This window comes from Olivibacter sp. SA151, from assembly GCF_054130995.1.
In genome coordinates this window covers 5,938,424-5,956,215 of the sequence record NZ_CP096391.1, presented here as the reverse complement: position 1 = coordinate 5,956,215, position 17,792 = coordinate 5,938,424, and the positions used below count along the sequence as shown (strand labels likewise).

Genomic DNA, 17,792 nt, shown 5'->3' with positions numbered 1-17,792 from the left:
TCCCTTTGGTTTATTTGTTGGAAAATTCTTCTTAAGGCGTTATTATAAACATTCAGCAGTAATATCTATATTGAGCACCGGAAAACGCTTGATATGAAGCGTTCCCGTTTAAAAAAAAATATTTACATCCCGGTTTATTAGCCATTAACCGCCGAATGCAGCATAAAAACAAGCAAAAAATGAATAAAAGACAATAATAGGATGAAAAAAAGTTTATTTTTTCTAGTACTGATCTCCCTATCAGCAGGCCTGTTCGCACAAGAAAAGGAGGTATCGGCCATTAAAAACGTATTGCAGAGGCAAGAACAGGCGTGGAATGTTGGAGATATCCCACGGTTTATGGAGGGCTATTGGAAAAGCGATAGCTTGCTTTTTGTTAGCAAGGCGGGACCTATTTATGGCTGGCAAGGGGCCTTTGACAGATATAAGAAAACTTATCCGGACCGGAACGCCATGGGAACATTAGCTTTTAATCTTTTGCGGTTTGACCGCTTATCTCCAACGAGCTATTTCGTATTGGGTAAATGGCATTTAAAACGGCTGAACGATGATCTTGGAGGGACCTTTACGCTCCTATTTAAAAAAATAGGAGGTAAATGGTTAATCGTTGCTGATCATACCAGTTAAAGGCTGTCATTAATGAACGACAGAACGATTTTTTAGCAATCTAATTCCAAAAATACGGGGCAGTGATCGGAATGTAGCGCATCTGTTAAAATAGCAGCCTGTTTGATACGGCCTTCTAAAGCGCGGCTGGCCATGTTGTAATCAATTCGCCAACCGAGATTTTTAGCCCGTGCATTTGCACGATAGCTCCACCAGGTGTATTGATGAGGCTCCGGATGGAGGTGTCTAAAGGTGTCTATATACCCGCTATTAATGAAGCTTTCCATCCAAGCCCGTTCTTCGGGTAAGAAGCCGGAACTATTGGCATTTGATTTGGGATTGTGGATGTCTATTGCGCGATGACAAATATTATAGTCGCCGGAAATGACAAGGCTGGGGAACTCTGTTAACAATTTATCGCTATAACGGCGAAAATCGTCCAGAAATTGATACTTAAAATCTTGTCGGGCATCGCCGCTAGAGCCGGATGGAAAATAAGCACTTATTATGGACAATTCTTCAAAATCTGCACGGATGATCCTTCCTTCCTTGTCATAGGCCTCAATGCCACAACCATATTCAACATGTTTCGGACTACGTTTTGTTAAAATGGCGGTTCCACTATAGCCCTTTTTCTCTGCAGGGAACCAGTAATGTTCATAACCAAGTCCTTCGATCAATAATAAATCAATAAGCTGATCGGGTGAAGCTTTAATCTCTTGCAGACAAACGATATCCGCGTCCGATTCTTTTAACCAATTTATCCAATCCTTACGCATGGCGGCACGAATACCGTTGACGTTATACGTTATTATTTTCATCAATCTAGAGTAGTTCTTTTGTTCTGTCTTGTAATGTACCGGAAATTAGGCGATCTTCTTCGATAAGAATCGCTGTTATTTTGCGAACAAATCTAAAAATCGTCTGAAAATGTTTGGCTTATACGGCACTCCCTTCAGCTCTGCTTCCAATTTTCTGGTTGCCAAAGGGGTAAGAATGCTCACCTCCATCGTAACGTTTTGGAGTGGTCGGTCATTGCTGTCTGTGGGCAATGCAGCTATGCTATCAATTAAAGACAAGCCCTTTACGGTTTCGCCAAAAACGGTATAGTTATGATCAAGAAAGGGAGTCCCTCCTATTGTCTCATAAACATTACGTTGGTAGGGTGGGATTTTCCGACCTTCCAGTTTCAACTGCTCTAAACGGTCCAGTTCTTTAGGACTGTACTTTTTGCCTTGGACGAGGTAAAATTGTGCTGCACTGGATGATTTGTCGGGGTTATTATCTCGAGCGGCGGCAAGAGCCCCTTTCTTATGAAAGAGACTATCATTGAACTCTGCCGGAATTTTATAATCCAGGTCTCCTTCACCCAAAAGCGTCCCTTGTGGTGCATTTTTAGAATCGGGATCACCTCCTTGAATCATGAAGTCTTTTATTACCCGATGGAAAAGAGTACCATTATAGAAGCCTTCTTTTGCAAGCTTAATGAAGTTATCGCGGTGCTTAGGGGTTTCATTATAGAGCCTTACAATGCATGCTGTGCCATTTACTGAAATACGCGCATAGGTATATTCAGGTTTTGCAGCGAATGTAAATAAGCTAAGAAGTGATAAAGACAAGAAGAGAACTGTTTTCTTCATATTAGATTAGCGGATAGATTATAGCGTTTTAGTATTTGTAGAGTTTGGGATATGTTCTTCAAAATAATCAATAATGAGCGACTTTAGAATGAGTTCCTGTTCTAAAAGGGTGTAATTGGGAATTGACTTAATCAATTTCCAATGTGGCCACCCATCTTGGTCGACGCCTTCCAGTTCATAGAAACCCATTTCGCTAAATAATCGGCAGGTTGCAATATGCATTAATTCTTCCTTCTGCCTTTTGGAGAATTTTTGTGGTCCCTTACCCAGCTCCTGTACGCCTATTAGAAACAAAAAAACTTTTATATCGGGAACCTCTGTATCAAAATGATCGGCCGTATATTTTTGCAATACACGCCAGCGATTATTTATTTCTGATGCATTCATATATTGCAAAGATAACATATACGACGGTATGAATGCAGGAATGGTTCCGTATTAATGCTAAATAATACGGGCCTTAAGGAGCGACTTTAAATCATCGCAGGATTTTTCGATGACCGATGTTACGCGTCGCCCGAAATTCAATTACCAAAATGTGGATTTTTTTCCACACTTTGTGTGCCTATGGCGAAGATGAGCGATAGAAAAATGAACTCTTAGGTGCATTGAGGCCCCTTTCTTTTTTTGGCACGCTATTTCTATACAGAATAGTGAAACAATGGCACAGCAAGATAAGAGAGCGTATGAAAGTCATTGTTAATGTCCATCGGGGGAGGCCTCAATAGACAATTAAATTGACAATTTGTGAAACCTATCAAAGGTTTAAATATACAAATGACTTTGCTTTTGAGATACCAAATCAAAATAGTAAAGTTAAGATAACGGTAAAGTACTTTAGAAGTATGTACTGTTTGTTTTAGTATCTGACGGAAGGCTACCATATTCTTGGTGGCCTTTTTTTATTATGCGTATCTTTGTCTAGCTAGTTTAACCAGCGCTTATGAGATAGAGAAATGAATGATATACAGGATAGACGGGATATTGAACACTTAGTTCGCTTATTTTATGAGCGAGCTACAAAAGATACGCTAATAGGGCATTATTTTACTTCGGTAGTTCCGATAAATTGGGATGAACATATTCCCACGATTGTATCTTTCTGGGAAAATATTTTATTTCAAACAGGAGCCTATAAAGGGGGGATGCTTTTTAAGCATATGAACTTAAATTATCTTTCCGCGTTTAAACCAGCCCATTTTGATAGATGGCTTGATATATGGGAAAATACCGTAAACGAGTTGTTTAGTGGCGAACGTGCAGAAGAAGCGAAATTCAGAGCGAACAGTATTGCTATTATTATGCAAACCAAACTAGGTGTATACCCTCCTGAGAATAAGAAGTAAAGAGCAGTGCGGAGAGACACTGCTCTTTTTTGCTAAAATTAAAATAACCTATAGCCAATGCCGATAGTCCATACGTTTATTTTTTGCGATTCTGCACCATCTTTAGTTAAGTTACTTAAGCCATGTTCGTAGCGCAAATCAGCTCTAAGCCGCATGATGTCTACACCTACACCACCGGTTAGAGCAATCGCTTGGTTTTTATAAGATCCGGTTTTACCAACCTCGCCTAATCTATCGAAAACCGAATTGTCTTTATCAATTATAAAGGAGACTACCGGACCTACTTGTACACGGGCAGCGATGGGGCCTAGTCCGATTCGAGTACCTAGTAATAGGGGTAAATCTAAGCTTGTAAAATCCATTTTTACTTCAGCGTCCCCTTCATTTACCTTTGCCTCCGCATTTTTTCCTGTTACGTAAAGCTCCGGTTGAAAATGAAAGCCTGCGCCGCCAATACGCGCCCAAAGGCCCGCTTGATAACCGGTGCGGCTGCTTTTGTCAAACCAGTTCCCGTCTGTTCTTAAGGAAGAAAAATTTAACCCTCCTTTAATACCAAGCTGAAAAGTAGGAAGTAATTGAGCCGAAGCGATTGTCACTGTACTAATCAGTATACAAATAGATAAAAGTGTTTTTTCATGTTCATACTCGTTTTTAATTGTTAATAGCATGTATGGTAAAGTTTTAGCATCTGTTAACTATACCGATACCTGATTCCACAAATTTCGAGCCTAAAATCGTTTTTTGAGGGTTACAGGCCCGGATATATGTGTTACCTGTTTGATTTAGTGAAATTTTGTTTTAAGTTTGTTTAAAACCAGAATATATGATGTCTTTTACGTTAAATGAAGCTGATTGGAAGGTTCTCCGGGAAAAGATTAAGCGAAAATATAATCACCTGACTGACGAGGACCTTGACTATCGGGCGGGGCAAGAAGAAGATCTCGTCAATAGGTTGTCAACACGGGTGAAAAGAAAACCGGAATATATCTTGTTTACATTAAAGAAGGGGCTAGCGGATTTATCGAGCAATAGGCTTTAGTATAGTTCGTGAGTTATTACCCGCCAATCTACGTCAGATTCTTTGTACAGATTATGCTTATAGTAATGCCTCAAGAGCTTGATTTTGGGGCATTGATCGTCTATCAATAAAATGCAAGCTGATGAAAAGATTAACCAAACGTAGTCACATCGTTAAGCTGTTAGTAGGACTTGTAGTTGGAGTCTTGTTCATGGCTTTCACGTTCGTTAAAGATGATTTCTTTGAGATTGGAAAAAATCTTGAGATCTTCTCAGCTCTTTACCGACAAGTCAGTATGACTTATGTCGAGGATGTAAATCCAAATCTCTTAATGAAAAAGGGAATCAATGCCATGCTGGAAGAATTGGATCCATACACCGAATTCGTGCCTGAATCAGATTTAGATGATTTTCGTCTTAGGTATATAAACACACAATATGCAGGATTGGGTGCCAAGATTGTAAGTTTAGAAGATAAAAGTATTCAAATTGCCGAAATATTTGAGGCCTATCCTGCCCATAAAGCAGGGTTGGAGGTGGGAGACGAAATTATACGTATCAACGGCCAGGCGGTTAAAGGAATGACTTCGGAAGATGTTAGTCATCTATTAAAGGGGGAAGAAGGGACCGTAATTGAACTGGGCATTAAAAAGAACCTGACCGGAACCCTGGAAAATATCAAAGTTACCCGTCAGAACATCATACAGCCTAATGTGAGCTATTCGACTACACTGCCCGGAAATATAGGTTATATAAAACTGGATAAGTTCCTAACCGGCGCTGCGGATGAAGTTCGCAAAGCGATTCTTGAAATGAGGCGAACAGCTCCATTAAAGGGGCTTGTGCTGGATTTACGTGATAACGGAGGGGGAATACTGCAGGAATCGGTGAAGATTGTAAATTTTTTTGTTCGGCAAGGACAGGAAGTAGTTTTTCAACAAGGAAGACAAGGGGATAACCGATTTACTTATATCACGAAGCAAGCTCCTTTAGCCCTTCAATTACCTTTAGTTGTATTGATCAATGAGCGCTCGGCTTCTGCCTCTGAAATAGTGGCGGGTGCGTTGCAAGATTTGGATCGTGCGGTAGTTATAGGAAAAAAGAGTTTCGGGAAAGGACTCGTGCAACAAACCTATCGTTTGCCTTATAATAATTTAGTAAAAGTAACGGTAGCAAAGTATTATACACCCTCAGGCAGATGCATTCAAGCGCTCGACTATGCGCACAAGGATAACCGGGGCAAGGCGATAAAGATTAATGATAGTTTAATCACGGAGTTTAGTACGGTAAATGGAAGAAAAGTATATAATGGTGACGGTATATCGCCTGATATTGAAATAAATGAACAAGCCCAAAGTATGATTGTACAGGAGTTGAAAAATAAATTTTTAATTTCCGGTTATGCCAATCAGTATTATCATAAACATAGTTCGCTAAAAGACCTTCAGTCGTTTCGGCTGTCGGATGAAGATTATAGCGACTTTTTGACGTATCTATCGGCCCATAATTTCATCTACAGTACACGTTCGGAAAAGGCTCTTCAATACTTGCGGTCAGAGCTGGAAAAGGAACGTCGGAGCGAGCAGGTTGCAGACGAATTGAAAGTCCTTGCGCAAAAGATAAGGTCGCACAAAAATCGAGACTTAGTACTTTATAAAGAATATATAAAGGGACAGCTTGAAGAAGAGATTGCGTCGCGGTACTATTTTCAGAAAGGTAGGTATCGTGTAGCATTAACGAAAGACGACGCTACAAAAAAGGCACAACAGATCTTAGCCGCGACCGATATGTTGGTTTATAATAACGTGCTTTCGGGAAAAGGTAACTATCATATTATTGGAAAGCCGAAGGTCCACCTAGCCTCTGCAGAGCCCTTGAATAATTGAACTTTTAACCATGTTTTTCGCCGATGCGTTTAAAAAAGGAATCCCGGTAGGTATCTCCTATTGGAATCAACTTTTCTTTTAATGAGATCCGGCCACGTTCTATACTCTCAATTTTTTCCAAAGCTACGATGTATGACTTATGAACGCGGACGAATCGCTCCTCGGGAAGCGTTTCTTCCATCTTTTTCATATTTTGAAGGGTTATTATCCGTTCACTGGAAGTATAAATCGAGATATAATCTTTGAGCCCTTCGATGTAATAAATGTCATCATAGTCGACACGTTGAATCTTATGCTCTGTTTTTACGAATATAAACTCACTGTTTTTATTATGATTCTGTGATTGATCAACCGAGGAGTTTTTTGGAGAAAAATGAATCTTTTGACTAATGACTTTCTGAATGGATTTATAAAACCTATCAAAGGCAATGGGTTTTAGTAAATAGTCAGTGACGTTCAGCTCGTAGCCTTCGAGCGCATATTGAGGGTAAGCCGTGGTGAGAATTACATCACATTTTCCATTTATGATTTTTAAAAATTGGATGCCGGTTAATTCCGGCATTTGTATGTCCAGGAAGACCAGATCAATTGCCCCTTGTTGTACCAAGCCTAAACCCTCGATGGCATTGGTGGTTGTTGCTGATAAGGTAAGCTCCGGTACTTTTTGAATATAATCTGCTATAATATCTAATGCCAAAGGTTCGTCATCAACTACTAAACATCGTATCATGGTTTATGAATTTGCTTTATAAATATACAAATAATTCGCTGCTGTAATAATCTTCGTTATCGTGTACAATGAAGCTATGCTTGTCGGGATACCCAAGCTCTAACCGCCTTTTTAGATTGGTCAGGCCAATTCCTCCGGACTTATCTTTATTTAGCTTGTTCTTCTTGTTCTGCGCTTTGAAGTGCAGGCGACTATTCTGAACTTCAACGGTGATTCTAATCGGATGTTCCTTGTCTGTTGCAACGCCATGCTTGAAAACATTTTCAAGAAAGGAAATTACTAACAGTGGCATGATGCGGTGCTGATAATTGTCGATGTTGATATGAAGATCCAGATACACTTGTTCCTTAACGCGAAGTTTTTGGAGTTCTATATAATTTTCCAGGTAATTTATCTCTTCTTCTAAGGACACCTTCTCGTCATTGCTTTCATATAGCATATAACGCATAATTTCAGATAATCTCAATATGGCTTCCGGTGCTTTATCTGATTTTTGGTACGCAAGTGAATAAATATTATTGAGCGAGTTGAAAAGAAAGTGTGGGTTAATCTGCGTCTTTAAAAAAGCCAGCTCTGCGTTCAGTTTTTCCGTTTCTAGTGTTTTCCTTGCCTGTTCCATTTGATAGGAATTCGTCGCCAGCCGAAAGGCATAACCTAGTAGCATAAAAAACAGGGTGATTATAATGGCTGAAGTAAAGTACTCTGCTTTGGTTAAGGTTCTTTCCATATGGTCACCGTAACGCATAAGAATAGGTTCATTATAGACGGCGATTGTCAACTTAATGAGCGCGCAAACAAATAAGCAGCAAGTGGAGATAATAAAGCCCGAAAGGTAACGCTTGTTTCCAATAAAATAAGAGGCAGTAAAGAAATAAGTAAAATAAAAGATTCCAACATTAAATACCGTGAACAGACTGTAAAAGATTAAATGCGGAAGACTGTTCTTATTGTCATTTGCCAAAAATAATAGGGTGGCTAAAATAAGCCAAACGAGTATATGGTAAAGGATGTGACTTCTCTTCATGTAGGCTAAGCGCTCTTATTTTTATATTATGCTTTTATAGCTGCTTACAAGGTAACAAATATATCTTTTATGTGGCAATTTAGGTACTCTTGATATACTAACGGCCCCGCTTAAGCGATGAACTTGCTAATACAGCCGATGTAATGAATCTCCTGTTTGTCTAGAAATATAAAGCGTTAGTCTAAAAAACTTTATTAAAAAAGAAAACACTCGTTTATTTGTATCATAATAATTAAGAAAAAAAATGAACACCTTAACTCCTAAAAATATGAAAACGCTTTTATCGAATATTTCTCCATTCTTGTTGTTATTGATACCGATATTAATAGCAGCTTTGGTGATATGTACACATGTCAATACAGAAGTCATACAAAGATCCGCAGATTTAAATGCCTCCTTTGTTACGATCCCTAAATATTTAAACGTGAGGGCTCTTCTTTTCTGATTCGGTTAAGATAGCGAAACTGTTTTTTAAGGAGAAAAGGTTGTAAGATTTCCCCCATCATATATTTTTATGGACGCCCATTTAATAGGGCGTTTTTTTTTATTTTAAAATAACTAAGAAAATAGTTGTAAAACTAAATATTTAGTTTTAAGTTTGTGTTATTAAATGGAAAATATGGAAATCAAAGAATTAACGCGCGCTGAAGAGCAGGTTATGCAAGAGCTTTGGAAGCTGGGTAGAGCTTTTGTGAAGGATATCATTGAGCAAATGGACGAACCCAAACCTGCATACAATACCGTATCTACAATCATTCGCATTCTTGAAGCCAAAGGTTTTGTTGATCATGAAAGTTTTGGGAAAAGTCACCGTTACTTTGCCAAGGTGAGTAAGGATGCCTATAAAGAGTTTGCGACGGGCAAATTGTTATCCGGGTATTTTGATAATTCACCTCGCAGTATGCTGTCGTTTTTTTTACAAGAGCATAAGCTGGATGTAAAGGAAACGGATGAGCTATTAAAACTACTCGAGAAGGCGAAGAAAAAATAGAAAATTCAAATCATTAGAAACAACAATTATGATGAACTATCTGATTATAGCCAACATTTATTTAACCCTGTTTTACGGCTTTTATAGGTTTTTCCTAGCGAGAGAGACATTTTTTCAGTTGAATAGAATTTATTTGGTAGGGACTGTCTTCTTGTCGTTTATTTTTCCGCTCATTCATTTAGAGTGGTTACAAAACACCTTTGGATCATCAACGGTTTTTGTTGCGAGATCAAGTTTAGATGCCGTTACAATTGATATGACCGTGAATAATACCCCTAGTGATACAATGGGCGACATCCATATTTCAATTTTGGGCTACATTTATATTAGTGGCTTTTTGGTACAGCTAGCGCTATTAATCAGAAAGTTAGTTCAATTAAGGAGGCGTTTAAAAACCAATAATCGTGGGGATGCCTATTCATTTATGCACATGATTAAGGTTGATGACGGGCAAGAAGGCAGTCCAACGGTACTTCGTCACGAATTGGTTCATGTGCAACAATTGCATACCTTGGATGTACTACTTTTGGAGGTGGTTAAGTTATTTAACTGGTTTAATCCGGTTGTATATTGGTTAACTAATTCGCTTAAGTTAACGCATGAATACATTGCCGATGAGGCCATCAACGCCAGTCGAGACGATAAGATTGCTTATGCCGAACTGCTCATTAGTCGTACCTTTTCAGTCTCCTCATCAGTCTTGACTAACAATTTTTTGAATCAATCATTTATAAAAAGTAGAATCGTTATGCTCTTAAAAGACAAATCTAAAAGATCGGCATTGCTAAAATATGTTTTGGCGGTACCACTGTTTGCTGCTATGTTAATATTTTCGTCAGCTAAAGTCAGTGATAAAGAACTCGCGCACATCAACGCCGATCAGAAGGAAGGGCTCAAACTTCCAAATGAATGGGGGGTGAAGCAAGATAGTATCAAAAAAAACGTAGTTGATTTTAATAAGGTAGAAAAACAACCAGAGTTTCCAGGCGGATTGCGTGCCTTCTATAATTGGGTAGGTGAGCATTATAAATATCCAGCGGAAGCCAAAAAGAATGGGATTGCAGGCACTTTACATGTGAGGTTTATTGTGGAATTGGACGGATCACTCAGTGAAATTGAAGTTTACAAAGACCTAGGCTCGGGAACAGGAGAGGCGGCTATAGGACTATTAGAAGCCTCCCCAAAATGGGCCCCAGGTCTTGTAGATGGCAAGCCTGTCCGAGTATCCTATTCTCTTCCTATAAAATTGAACCTAAGCAAGTCAAAACAAAAGGAGCAGGTCTCGCAAACAGCAGCCAACTAACGAACGCAATCTAAGCCGGTAAAATGAAAAAAGCGGTATCCTCCAAAAGAGGAACCGCTTTTTTTGCTTAGTTAGTGTAAAACGGTTTTATGAATGAGCAGTTTTTTCTTTAAAGAACTTCGCATTAAAGTAATCTCTATTCATTCTCGCAATATTTGTCAATTTGATGCCCACCGGACATTCTGCTTCACAAGCCTTTGTAACGGTACAGGCACCAAAACCTTCTTTATCCATTTGCTCTACCATAGCCTGTGCTCTTTGGTAACGTTCTGCCTGTCCTTGCGGCAATAGTGCATATTGTGATATTTTCGCCGAAACAAATAACATGGCAGAGGCATTCTTACAAGCCGCGACGCATGCTCCACATCCAATACAGGTAGCTGATTCAAAAGCTTCATCCGCCTTTGGTTTGGGAATTGGAATAGCGTTTCCGTCAGGAACGCCACCGGTGTTCACGGATACATATCCACCTGCCTGTTGAATGCGGTCAAAAGCCGTACGGTCAACCGCTAAGTCCTTGATTACCGGAAAAGCTGCAGCTCTCCAAGGTTCAATGACGATAGTTTGTCCATCGTGGAAGCTGCGCATATGTAATTGACAGGTGGTTGTTCCTTGCTTAGGACCATGTGGCTGCCCGTTAATATGCAGCGAACACATGCCGCAGATACCTTCACGGCAATCGTGATCAAAATATATGGGATCTTCTCCCTTTCTTGTCAGGTCTTCATTTACAACATCAAGCATTTCTAAAAATGACATATCCGAGGAAATACCATTTGCTTGTATTGTAACAAATTTACCTTTTGTATTTTCATTTTTTTGACGCCAAACTTTTAGCGTTAAATTCATTGTTCTTTCTTCACTCATGATGCTTTATATATTTGAGTGGTTAAATTATTTATAACTTCTTTGGGTCAACTTCACATTCTCAAATACGAGTGCTTCTTTGTGAAGTGTTTCCGGTTGATTATCACCGTTATACTGCCATGCTGCTACATAAGCGAAATTGTCATCGTCCCGCTTTGCTTCACCTTCCGGGGTAGCGCTTTCCTCGCGGAAATGGCCGCCGCAAGATTCACTGCGATTTAAGGCATCATCAACCATTAATTCGCCAAGTTCTAAGAAATCGGCTACGCGACCGGCCTTTTCCAATGACAGATTTAGCTCTTCGTTCTCTCCTAAGACGGTGACATCACTCCAAAATTCCTTCCGAAGTTCTTGAATCATTACTTTTGCTTTTTTCAACCCTTCTTCATTTCTAGCCATACCGCAGTATTCCCACATAATGTGGCCAAGCTTCTTATGAATGTCATCTACGGTTTTCGATCCCTTAAGGCTAAGAAGTTTTTTGACCTTCTCTTCTACTTCTTTTCGGGTAGTTTCAAAAGCAGGATGATTTTTGTCAACCGGAGCAAAGCTTCCCAAGCTGGTTAGGTAATCACCTACAGTATATGGAATTACAAAGTAACCATCGGCCAAACCCTGCATGAGTGCAGAAGCACCCAACCGGTTTGCTCCGTGGTCAGAGAAATTACATTCACCCAAAGCATATAGACCAGGGATACTGGTCATCAGATTATAGTCAACCCATAATCCCCCCATGGTGTAGTGTACAGCCGGATAAATACGCATAGGTTGTTTGTATGGATTTTCATCCGTAATCTGATAGTACATATCAAAGAGGTTGCCGTATTTAGCGCGCACCGTATCTTCGCCCATCCGTTGGATGGCCTCTGCAAAATCAAGAAATACCGCTAGTCCGGTTTTGCCGACGCCTCTTCCCTCATCGCACATCATTTTAGCATTTCTGGAAGCCACATCACGGGGAACCAGGTTACCGAAGGACGGATATTTTCGCTCCAAGAAGTAATCTCTATCGCCCTCTTTAATGTCCGACGGCTTTAACTGTCCTTTTCTGAGCTTCTCGGCTAATTCAACTGTTTTAGGCACCCAAACTCTACCGTCATTACGTAATGACTCGGACATCAAAGTTAACTTCGATTGGTGGTCGCCGGTTACAGGAATACAGGTCGGGTGAATCTGCGTGTAACAAGGATTCGCAAAGAAAGCACCACGTTTGTGCGCTCTCCAGGCAGCAGTTACGTTACATCCCATGGCATTTGTAGATAAGAAGAAAACGTTGCCATATCCGCCGGTACACAATAGAACCGCATGCCCTTCATGCGACTCGATTTTACCAGTTTTTAAATCACGGGTAACAATGCCTTTCGCATGTCCGTCAATCATTACCACGTCCAACATCTCATGACGAGTATAGGATTGTACTTTGCCGGCATTAATTTGGCGGTTCAGTGCAGAATAGGCGCCCAGTAAAAGTTGTTGCCCCGTTTGACCGCGAGCATAAAAAGTACGGGAAACCTGTGCTCCACCAAAAGAACGGTTGTCTAACAAGCCGCCGTATTCCCGGGCAAATGGAACGCCTTGTGCTACACATTGGTCGATTATATTGACCGAAACCTCAGCCAAGCGATATACATTGGCTTCACGGGCTCTATAATCGCCTCCTTTAATGGTATCGTAAAATAAGCGATATACACTATCGCCATCATTTTGATAATTTTTAGCAGCGTTTATACCGCCCTGTGCGGCAATGGAGTGTGCACGACGGGGGCTGTCCTGATAACAGAATGTTTTTACATTATAGCCTAGCTCGGCAAGCGATGCCGCAGCAGAAGCTCCTGCTAATCCCGTTCCAACTACAATGATGGTAAACTTACGTTTATTAGCAGGGTTAACTAACTTAAGATTGAATTTATGTTTTGACCATTTTTCGGCTAATGGGCCTTCTGGTATTTTAGAATCTAACATCATCTTTATTCTATTTTTATCACAATTCCGGCGAACCGGGAAAGTGAATTTTATTTACAAAAGAAAAAATACAATGGCATAGCAGCAAAGGCTATCGGAATAATAACGCCAAACAGCCATACTGCAAGAAAGCGCACAATCGGCACATACTTTTTATGATCGAAACCCAGTGATTGGAAGGCACTGTTAAAACCATGAATTAAGTGAAAAGATAAGGCCGCCATTGCCAGTACATAAAAAGCAACTAGAACCGGGTTTTGGAAGGCATATTCTACCTGCTTATATAAATCGCGCGCTTTCGTCACCTCTTCTCCGTTTTCAGTAAACTTTTGATAATCTGTAAAATCTGATGCATTTAGCTCCGTAACCTGTGTTTCAAGCGTACTTAAATTGGTGCGATACTCTATATAAGGCACTTCATCGTTATGGAATTTCCACCAAAAATTGGCCATGTGAGTTGCGATGAAAACCAAAAGCACGGTCCCTAAAATACCCATGTTTCTCGAATTCCAAGTACTGTTTTTATTACCCGCATAACTTGCATAACCAACAGGACGAGCTTTCTTATTATGTAAGGTCAATAATAAGGCATAGATAGCATGGATTATAATAGACGCATACAATAGATAGGACACTGCCTTAATGGGAGGAAAGTGTGTCATGAAGTAGGCATAGTCATTAAAAGCCTTGCCTGCATCATCCTTAAATAATTGGAGATTACCAATCAGGTGTACTATCAGGAATGTACATAAGAACAAACCTGTTAAGGCCATGATTAGTTTTTTCCCTAATGTGGAAGTTAATGCTTGATTAAAACTACTCATTTTGTGTGTTAATTTTATTAATGGTAGGCAAAGCTATTTATTTGATTTAATAATGACATAATAATGGCTATCTATTTACGCAATTTAGAATGGTTCTAATTTTTGACCATTTTTACACAATTTTATCACCGATTTTGTATGTCTCTTTTTGAGGCGATCCTCGGTCTTTTTTTTGAAATCAAGCTTAAACGAGTTGAAGAAGAAGGCTTTATATAATTAATTTGAAATAAACAAGTCCAGGAGGTTCGATGATTGGCAGAAGGCGCTGATCCTGGATGTCGTATAACAAAAAAGGGCTCTTCTTGCGAAGAACCCTTTCTGTTTAAAGGTTATATATACTATGTTATTTTAAAGGGAATGTCGACGTATAACGAGCCCCGTCTTGCGTAACACCGCTAAGCTGAATCATGTCATTCTTGCCATATGCTAATGCGCTTTCGACATCATCCACATTATTAACCGGTTTACCATTGATCGCTGTAATGATAAATCCTTTTGGAACATTGTATTCGGCAAATAAACCGTCTCTCCTCACTTCAGATACGACAACACCCGAAGAAATGTTGAACTTCTTTTTCAATTGTGCATTTGCTGGAATGAAGCCTGCGCCTAGCTTGTTGTAAAGTTCAGCAGTACTACGGTTACTACCACTCTTACCTTCTTTATCTGACTTAATGGAGTCATCTCCTTTCAAGGTTACAACTACTTCTTTTTCCTTTCCATCGCGTTTGTACGTCAACTTAACTTTATCACCAGGGCGTAGTCTTGCTACACGCTCTTGTAGGTCTGGACTTGAGTAGATTACATTTCCGTCAATTTTAGTGATGATATCACCTTTTTTCAAACCTGCTGCGGCACCGCCTCCATTTGGCACTACACTATTGATGTAAAGACCATTAATTTCGGCAACACCCAATTCTTTCGCTACTTCGGTATTGAGCTCTTGGAAGGTTACGCCTACATAGCCGCGTTTTACGCTTCCATATTTTACAAAGTCATCGGCAATCTTTTTAACCAGGTTAACCGGTATGGCAAAACCGTAACCGGCATAGTAGCCACTCTGCGACATAATGGCAGCATTTATACCAATTAACTCGCCGTTGGCATTTACCAGTGCACCGCCACTATTTCCTTTATTGATCACTGCATCGGTTTGAATAAACGATTCGACTGCAGAGCTCGCCGGTATATTATTCGGATCTGCGCCATTTTGCTGCCACTGCTGGTAAAGTTCTTGTCTCTGTTGATCAGCTAATATACCGATGGCGCGACCTTTCGCACTGACGATACCTGCTGTAACGGTCGATTGTAAACCTAAAGGATAGCCCACAGCTAAAACCCATTCGCCAATATTTACATTATCTGAATTACCTAATTTAACAATTGGGAGATTTGTTGCATTAACTTTGATTAATGCCAGATCAGTATTCGGGTCGCGGCCAATGATTTTGGCATCATAAACCTTTTTATTGGTAAGTTCAACGGTGATTTTATCAGCTCCTTCCACCACGTGATTATTCGTTACGATATAACCGTCATTGGAAATGATTACCCCGGAACCTGAAGCCCTTGCCGGCTGCGCTTGACGCTGACGTCCTCTCGGTGCGCCAAAAAATTCCTCAAACATATCCTGAAAAGGATCACCGCCCGATCGACCCGATTGCTCATATTCTGTTTTAATGTGAACTACTGCGGGAGTAACTGCTGCGGCCGCTTGCGTGAAATCAAGATTACCGGTTGAAGCTGCTATGTTACTCGGGTTATTCGCATAGTGAAGTTGTTGCCGCTCTTCAAACGACATTTGGCTAATTTGTTTCTTCTCCAACAATTTGTAACCTCCAACAGCCACCGCTCCACCAATAAGGGCTGTTAGTAGTGTCAATCCTATTTTCTTCATTTTCTATTTTATTTTTTAGCGGTTTGTACCATTATGCGGAGCTTGATAACTTATTACCAGGGTGTTGCTTTTTTTCGTTCAAGGAAAATTCGATAAAAATTTGGACCCCTAGTAAAAGTCCTTCGCTCTCCTGTTTGTTTTAGTCAAGTCTGCAAACTTTGATTTGACTCTTTCAAAAGTAATACCATTTGGTGCTTAAAGCCAAATTTTTGGCTTGTCATTTCTGTTAAAAAATGTTAAAGAAAACTTAAAAAACAAGATTAATATGAAAAACTTACAAAGCCATTAAATATGTGGGGATTTTGCTGCTTCCTCCAGTTCTTTATACCATTCTTCTCCGTATTTCCTGATTAATGGTTCTTTCAGAAAGCTATAAACAGGAACCTTTAACTCCCTTCCATAGGAACAAGCGTCATGACAGATATGCCAACGATCATAGTTTAGGACGTCAAATTCCGGATATTTCGTAATACGAATGGGGTATAAGTGGCAGGAAATGGGCTTCTTCCAATGTATAAGACCTTTTTGATAGGCGATCTCAATCGCACATTTTGTAATACCATTTTCCCAGGTCACGTATGCACATTCCTTATTTCCGTCAACACATGGCGTTGTCAAATCACCGTCTTCATCCACCACGTGTGTTCCGGTGCTTTCAATGGTCTCAATTCCTTTAGCCGTCATGAAGGGTTTTACTTCAGGATAAATCTCCTTAAGTATAGTCAACTCGTGCTGATCGAGTGGTGCGCCCGAATCGCCTTCCACGCAACACGCTCCTTTACATCTGTTCAGATTACAGACAAATTGTTCTTTAATGATTTCCTCATTAACCAATACGTCATTAACTTCAATCATCATATCGTTAATATTGCGACAAAATGGCGTTTTTATGTCTTTTTGTCGTTACTTAGTTGTTTTCAGTGGATATTTTAAACCTTTGGCGCCGGTAAGTTCCAAGGTTACCGCTCCTATTAAAATATCTACTTGTGCCTTTACCGGTATTCGGTTATCATCATCCGTTACCCAAAGATGAAGTTTACTATCTTTTTTAAATACACGACCCGGCTCCAATGATGGGCTAAATCGCAGGCACCTAAATGTTCCCAGAGGGGTTTTTATATTTTCTTTACCTAAATAGGTAATGTAGAGATAAGCTAAAGAGTCTTTTAGAAAATAAGAGAGCTTAAATGATTCTCCCTCCTTTATATTCGATAAGTCTAGTGTTCTCGAAAAATAATAGGCAGATAGCAAATCGAATGTCTGCGATTCTTTAGCGGTAAAATTGCCACGCGTTGCCTCAATCTTCTTTTTATCTTGATAAAATCGAATCTTATCGTTTCTCCTATATTTACCTTCTTTGATATCCTCGCTAAAGAAATAAGGAAGGTATGTTTTCTGATCAATATACGAATCGTATTGGTCACGTATATTATAAAAGATACTGAATGCCTTTGAAGTCTTACCAACAGCTGTTAAATGATATGTTGGTTTTCCATCAAACGTTAGATCAGACGGTAAGACTTTTAATACACCTTCTGCTGCCGAAATAAAGCCATATTTAAGCTTATAAGTCAGCTCTTCTCCCGGTTGAAATACGCCCTTTTTTAAATAGGGTAAGACCTGCGCGGACACATGGGCTGAAAACGTAACTGAGATAATAACCGCTAGTAGTTTCTTCATCATAAATTATTTATCGCTA

Annotated in this window: 18 protein-coding genes; 6 read left to right on the top strand and 12 right to left on the bottom strand. The window is 39.8% G+C overall.

Translation table 11 applies throughout. From position 1 onward, the window contains the following. Window positions 1–201 precede the first annotated feature (201 nt). Window positions 202–627, top strand: coding sequence for a YybH family protein (locus M1D52_RS24340; RefSeq protein ID WP_130854580.1), 426 nt, complete (start codon window positions 202–204; stop codon window positions 625–627). A 32-nt stretch (window positions 628–659) separates the two neighbouring features. Here M1D52_RS24340 and M1D52_RS24335 read toward each other — a convergent pair whose 3' ends face one another. The 3 genes from M1D52_RS24335 to M1D52_RS24325 form a co-directional block, all read right to left on the bottom strand. Beyond that, entirely contained in the window at window positions 660–1,427 is a 768-nt protein-coding gene (locus tag M1D52_RS24335; protein ID WP_013664681.1) for an exodeoxyribonuclease III, read from the bottom strand. A gap of 75 nt (window positions 1,428–1,502) precedes the next feature. Continuing rightward, window positions 1,503–2,246: a peptidylprolyl isomerase gene (locus M1D52_RS24330; RefSeq protein ID WP_013664682.1), complete on the bottom strand. Its 744-nt coding sequence runs from the start codon at window positions 2,244–2,246 to the stop codon at window positions 1,503–1,505. An 18-nt stretch (window positions 2,247–2,264) separates the two neighbouring features. After that, complete coding sequence (locus M1D52_RS24325; protein ID WP_041387158.1) at window positions 2,265–2,633, bottom strand: hypothetical protein; 369 nt, start codon at window positions 2,631–2,633, stop codon at window positions 2,265–2,267. Between the two features lie 569 nt (window positions 2,634–3,202). Here M1D52_RS24325 and M1D52_RS24320 point away from each other — a divergent pair. After that, entirely contained in the window at window positions 3,203–3,592 is a 390-nt protein-coding gene (locus M1D52_RS24320) for a group III truncated hemoglobin (RefSeq protein ID WP_013664685.1), read from the top strand. A 38-nt stretch (window positions 3,593–3,630) separates the two neighbouring features. On the opposite strand, the gene M1D52_RS24315 is transcribed toward M1D52_RS24320, so the two are convergent. Next, window positions 3,631–4,260: a porin family protein gene (locus M1D52_RS24315; RefSeq protein ID WP_457941610.1), complete on the bottom strand. Its 630-nt coding sequence runs from the start codon at window positions 4,258–4,260 to the stop codon at window positions 3,631–3,633. A 155-nt stretch (window positions 4,261–4,415) separates the two neighbouring features. Between M1D52_RS24315 and M1D52_RS24310 the strand changes: the two genes are divergently transcribed. Together M1D52_RS24310 and M1D52_RS24305 are read left to right on the top strand one after the other, a co-directional pair. After that, on the top strand, window positions 4,416–4,631 hold the full coding sequence (locus M1D52_RS24310; protein WP_013664687.1) for a hypothetical protein: 216 nt from the start codon (window positions 4,416–4,418) through the stop codon (window positions 4,629–4,631). A gap of 121 nt (window positions 4,632–4,752) precedes the next feature. After that, window positions 4,753–6,495, top strand: coding sequence for a S41 family peptidase (locus M1D52_RS24305; protein ID WP_437394159.1), 1,743 nt, complete (start codon window positions 4,753–4,755; stop codon window positions 6,493–6,495). A 4-nt stretch (window positions 6,496–6,499) separates the two neighbouring features. Here M1D52_RS24305 and M1D52_RS24300 read toward each other — a convergent pair whose 3' ends face one another. Both M1D52_RS24300 and M1D52_RS24295 read right to left on the bottom strand, forming a co-directional pair. Then, window positions 6,500–7,225 (bottom strand): LytR/AlgR family response regulator transcription factor, encoded by a 726-nt coding sequence (locus M1D52_RS24300; protein WP_013664689.1) that lies wholly within the window; start codon window positions 7,223–7,225, stop codon window positions 6,500–6,502. A gap of 16 nt (window positions 7,226–7,241) precedes the next feature. Further along, on the bottom strand, window positions 7,242–8,249 hold the full coding sequence (locus M1D52_RS24295) for a sensor histidine kinase (RefSeq protein ID WP_013664690.1): 1,008 nt from the start codon (window positions 8,247–8,249) through the stop codon (window positions 7,242–7,244). Window positions 8,250–8,868: 619 nt separating this feature from the next. Between M1D52_RS24295 and M1D52_RS24290 the strand changes: the two genes are divergently transcribed. Further along, window positions 8,869–9,240 (top strand): BlaI/MecI/CopY family transcriptional regulator, encoded by a 372-nt coding sequence (locus tag M1D52_RS24290; protein ID WP_437394160.1) that lies wholly within the window; start codon window positions 8,869–8,871, stop codon window positions 9,238–9,240. 28 nt (window positions 9,241–9,268) lie between these two features. Continuing rightward, a complete protein-coding gene (locus M1D52_RS24285; RefSeq protein ID WP_437394161.1) occupies window positions 9,269–10,543 on the top strand; it encodes a M56 family metallopeptidase in 1,275 nt (424 codons plus the stop codon). 87 nt (window positions 10,544–10,630) lie between these two features. On the opposite strand, the gene M1D52_RS24280 is transcribed toward M1D52_RS24285, so the two are convergent. The 6 genes from M1D52_RS24280 to M1D52_RS24255 form a co-directional block, all read right to left on the bottom strand. Next, window positions 10,631–11,410, bottom strand: a complete 780-nt coding sequence (locus M1D52_RS24280) for a succinate dehydrogenase/fumarate reductase iron-sulfur subunit (protein WP_013664694.1) — start codon at window positions 11,408–11,410, stop codon at window positions 10,631–10,633. 27 nt (window positions 11,411–11,437) lie between these two features. Continuing rightward, window positions 11,438–13,375: a fumarate reductase/succinate dehydrogenase flavoprotein subunit gene (locus tag M1D52_RS24275; RefSeq protein ID WP_437394162.1), complete on the bottom strand. Its 1,938-nt coding sequence runs from the start codon at window positions 13,373–13,375 to the stop codon at window positions 11,438–11,440. Window positions 13,376–13,422: 47 nt separating this feature from the next. Next, a complete protein-coding gene (locus tag M1D52_RS24270) occupies window positions 13,423–14,196 on the bottom strand; it encodes a succinate dehydrogenase cytochrome b subunit (RefSeq protein ID WP_013664696.1) in 774 nt (257 codons plus the stop codon). Between the two features lie 343 nt (window positions 14,197–14,539). After that, window positions 14,540–16,093, bottom strand: coding sequence for a Do family serine endopeptidase (locus M1D52_RS24265; protein ID WP_013664697.1), 1,554 nt, complete (start codon window positions 16,091–16,093; stop codon window positions 14,540–14,542). A 285-nt stretch (window positions 16,094–16,378) separates the two neighbouring features. Further along, the gene (locus tag M1D52_RS24260) at window positions 16,379–16,948 is read right to left on the bottom strand and encodes a DUF3109 family protein (protein WP_437394205.1); all 570 of its coding nucleotides are present in this window, start codon (window positions 16,946–16,948) and stop codon (window positions 16,379–16,381) included. Between the two features lie 48 nt (window positions 16,949–16,996). Continuing rightward, entirely contained in the window at window positions 16,997–17,773 is a 777-nt protein-coding gene (locus M1D52_RS24255) for a DUF3108 domain-containing protein (protein WP_130855137.1), read from the bottom strand. Between the last annotated feature and the right edge of the window lie 19 nt (window positions 17,774–17,792).

Excerpts from the sequence above, each read along its gene's own strand:
- M1D52_RS24300 (WP_013664689.1), bottom strand. The coding sequence starts at position 7,225 with ATGATACGATGTTTAGTAGTTGATGACGAACCTTTGGCATTAGATATT.
- M1D52_RS24260 (WP_437394205.1), bottom strand. The coding sequence starts at position 16,948 with ATGATTGAAGTTAATGACGTATTGGTTAATGAGGAAATCATTAAAGAA.
- M1D52_RS24310 (WP_013664687.1), top strand. The coding sequence starts at position 4,416 with ATGATGTCTTTTACGTTAAATGAAGCTGATTGGAAGGTTCTCCGGGAA.
- M1D52_RS24285 (WP_437394161.1), top strand. The coding sequence starts at position 9,269 with ATGATGAACTATCTGATTATAGCCAACATTTATTTAACCCTGTTTTAC.
- M1D52_RS24305 (WP_437394159.1), top strand. The coding sequence starts at position 4,753 with ATGAAAAGATTAACCAAACGTAGTCACATCGTTAAGCTGTTAGTAGGA.
- M1D52_RS24275 (WP_437394162.1), bottom strand. The coding sequence starts at position 13,375 with ATGATGTTAGATTCTAAAATACCAGAAGGCCCATTAGCCGAAAAATGG.
- M1D52_RS24295 (WP_013664690.1), bottom strand. The coding sequence starts at position 8,249 with ATGAAGAGAAGTCACATCCTTTACCATATACTCGTTTGGCTTATTTTA.
- M1D52_RS24315 (WP_457941610.1), bottom strand. The coding sequence starts at position 4,260 with ATGCTATTAACAATTAAAAACGAGTATGAACATGAAAAAACACTTTTA.
- M1D52_RS24270 (WP_013664696.1), bottom strand. The coding sequence starts at position 14,196 with ATGAGTAGTTTTAATCAAGCATTAACTTCCACATTAGGGAAAAAACTA.
- M1D52_RS24280 (WP_013664694.1), bottom strand. The coding sequence starts at position 11,410 with ATGAGTGAAGAAAGAACAATGAATTTAACGCTAAAAGTTTGGCGTCAA.
- M1D52_RS24265 (WP_013664697.1), bottom strand. The coding sequence starts at position 16,093 with ATGAAGAAAATAGGATTGACACTACTAACAGCCCTTATTGGTGGAGCG.
- M1D52_RS24325 (WP_041387158.1), bottom strand. The coding sequence starts at position 2,633 with ATGAATGCATCAGAAATAAATAATCGCTGGCGTGTATTGCAAAAATAT.
- M1D52_RS24290 (WP_437394160.1), top strand. The coding sequence starts at position 8,869 with ATGGAAATCAAAGAATTAACGCGCGCTGAAGAGCAGGTTATGCAAGAG.
- M1D52_RS24335 (WP_013664681.1), bottom strand. The coding sequence starts at position 1,427 with ATGAAAATAATAACGTATAACGTCAACGGTATTCGTGCCGCCATGCGT.
- M1D52_RS24255 (WP_130855137.1), bottom strand. The coding sequence starts at position 17,773 with ATGAAGAAACTACTAGCGGTTATTATCTCAGTTACGTTTTCAGCCCAT.
- M1D52_RS24340 (WP_130854580.1), top strand. The coding sequence starts at position 202 with ATGAAAAAAAGTTTATTTTTTCTAGTACTGATCTCCCTATCAGCAGGC.
- M1D52_RS24330 (WP_013664682.1), bottom strand. The coding sequence starts at position 2,246 with ATGAAGAAAACAGTTCTCTTCTTGTCTTTATCACTTCTTAGCTTATTT.
- M1D52_RS24320 (WP_013664685.1), top strand. The coding sequence starts at position 3,203 with ATGAATGATATACAGGATAGACGGGATATTGAACACTTAGTTCGCTTA.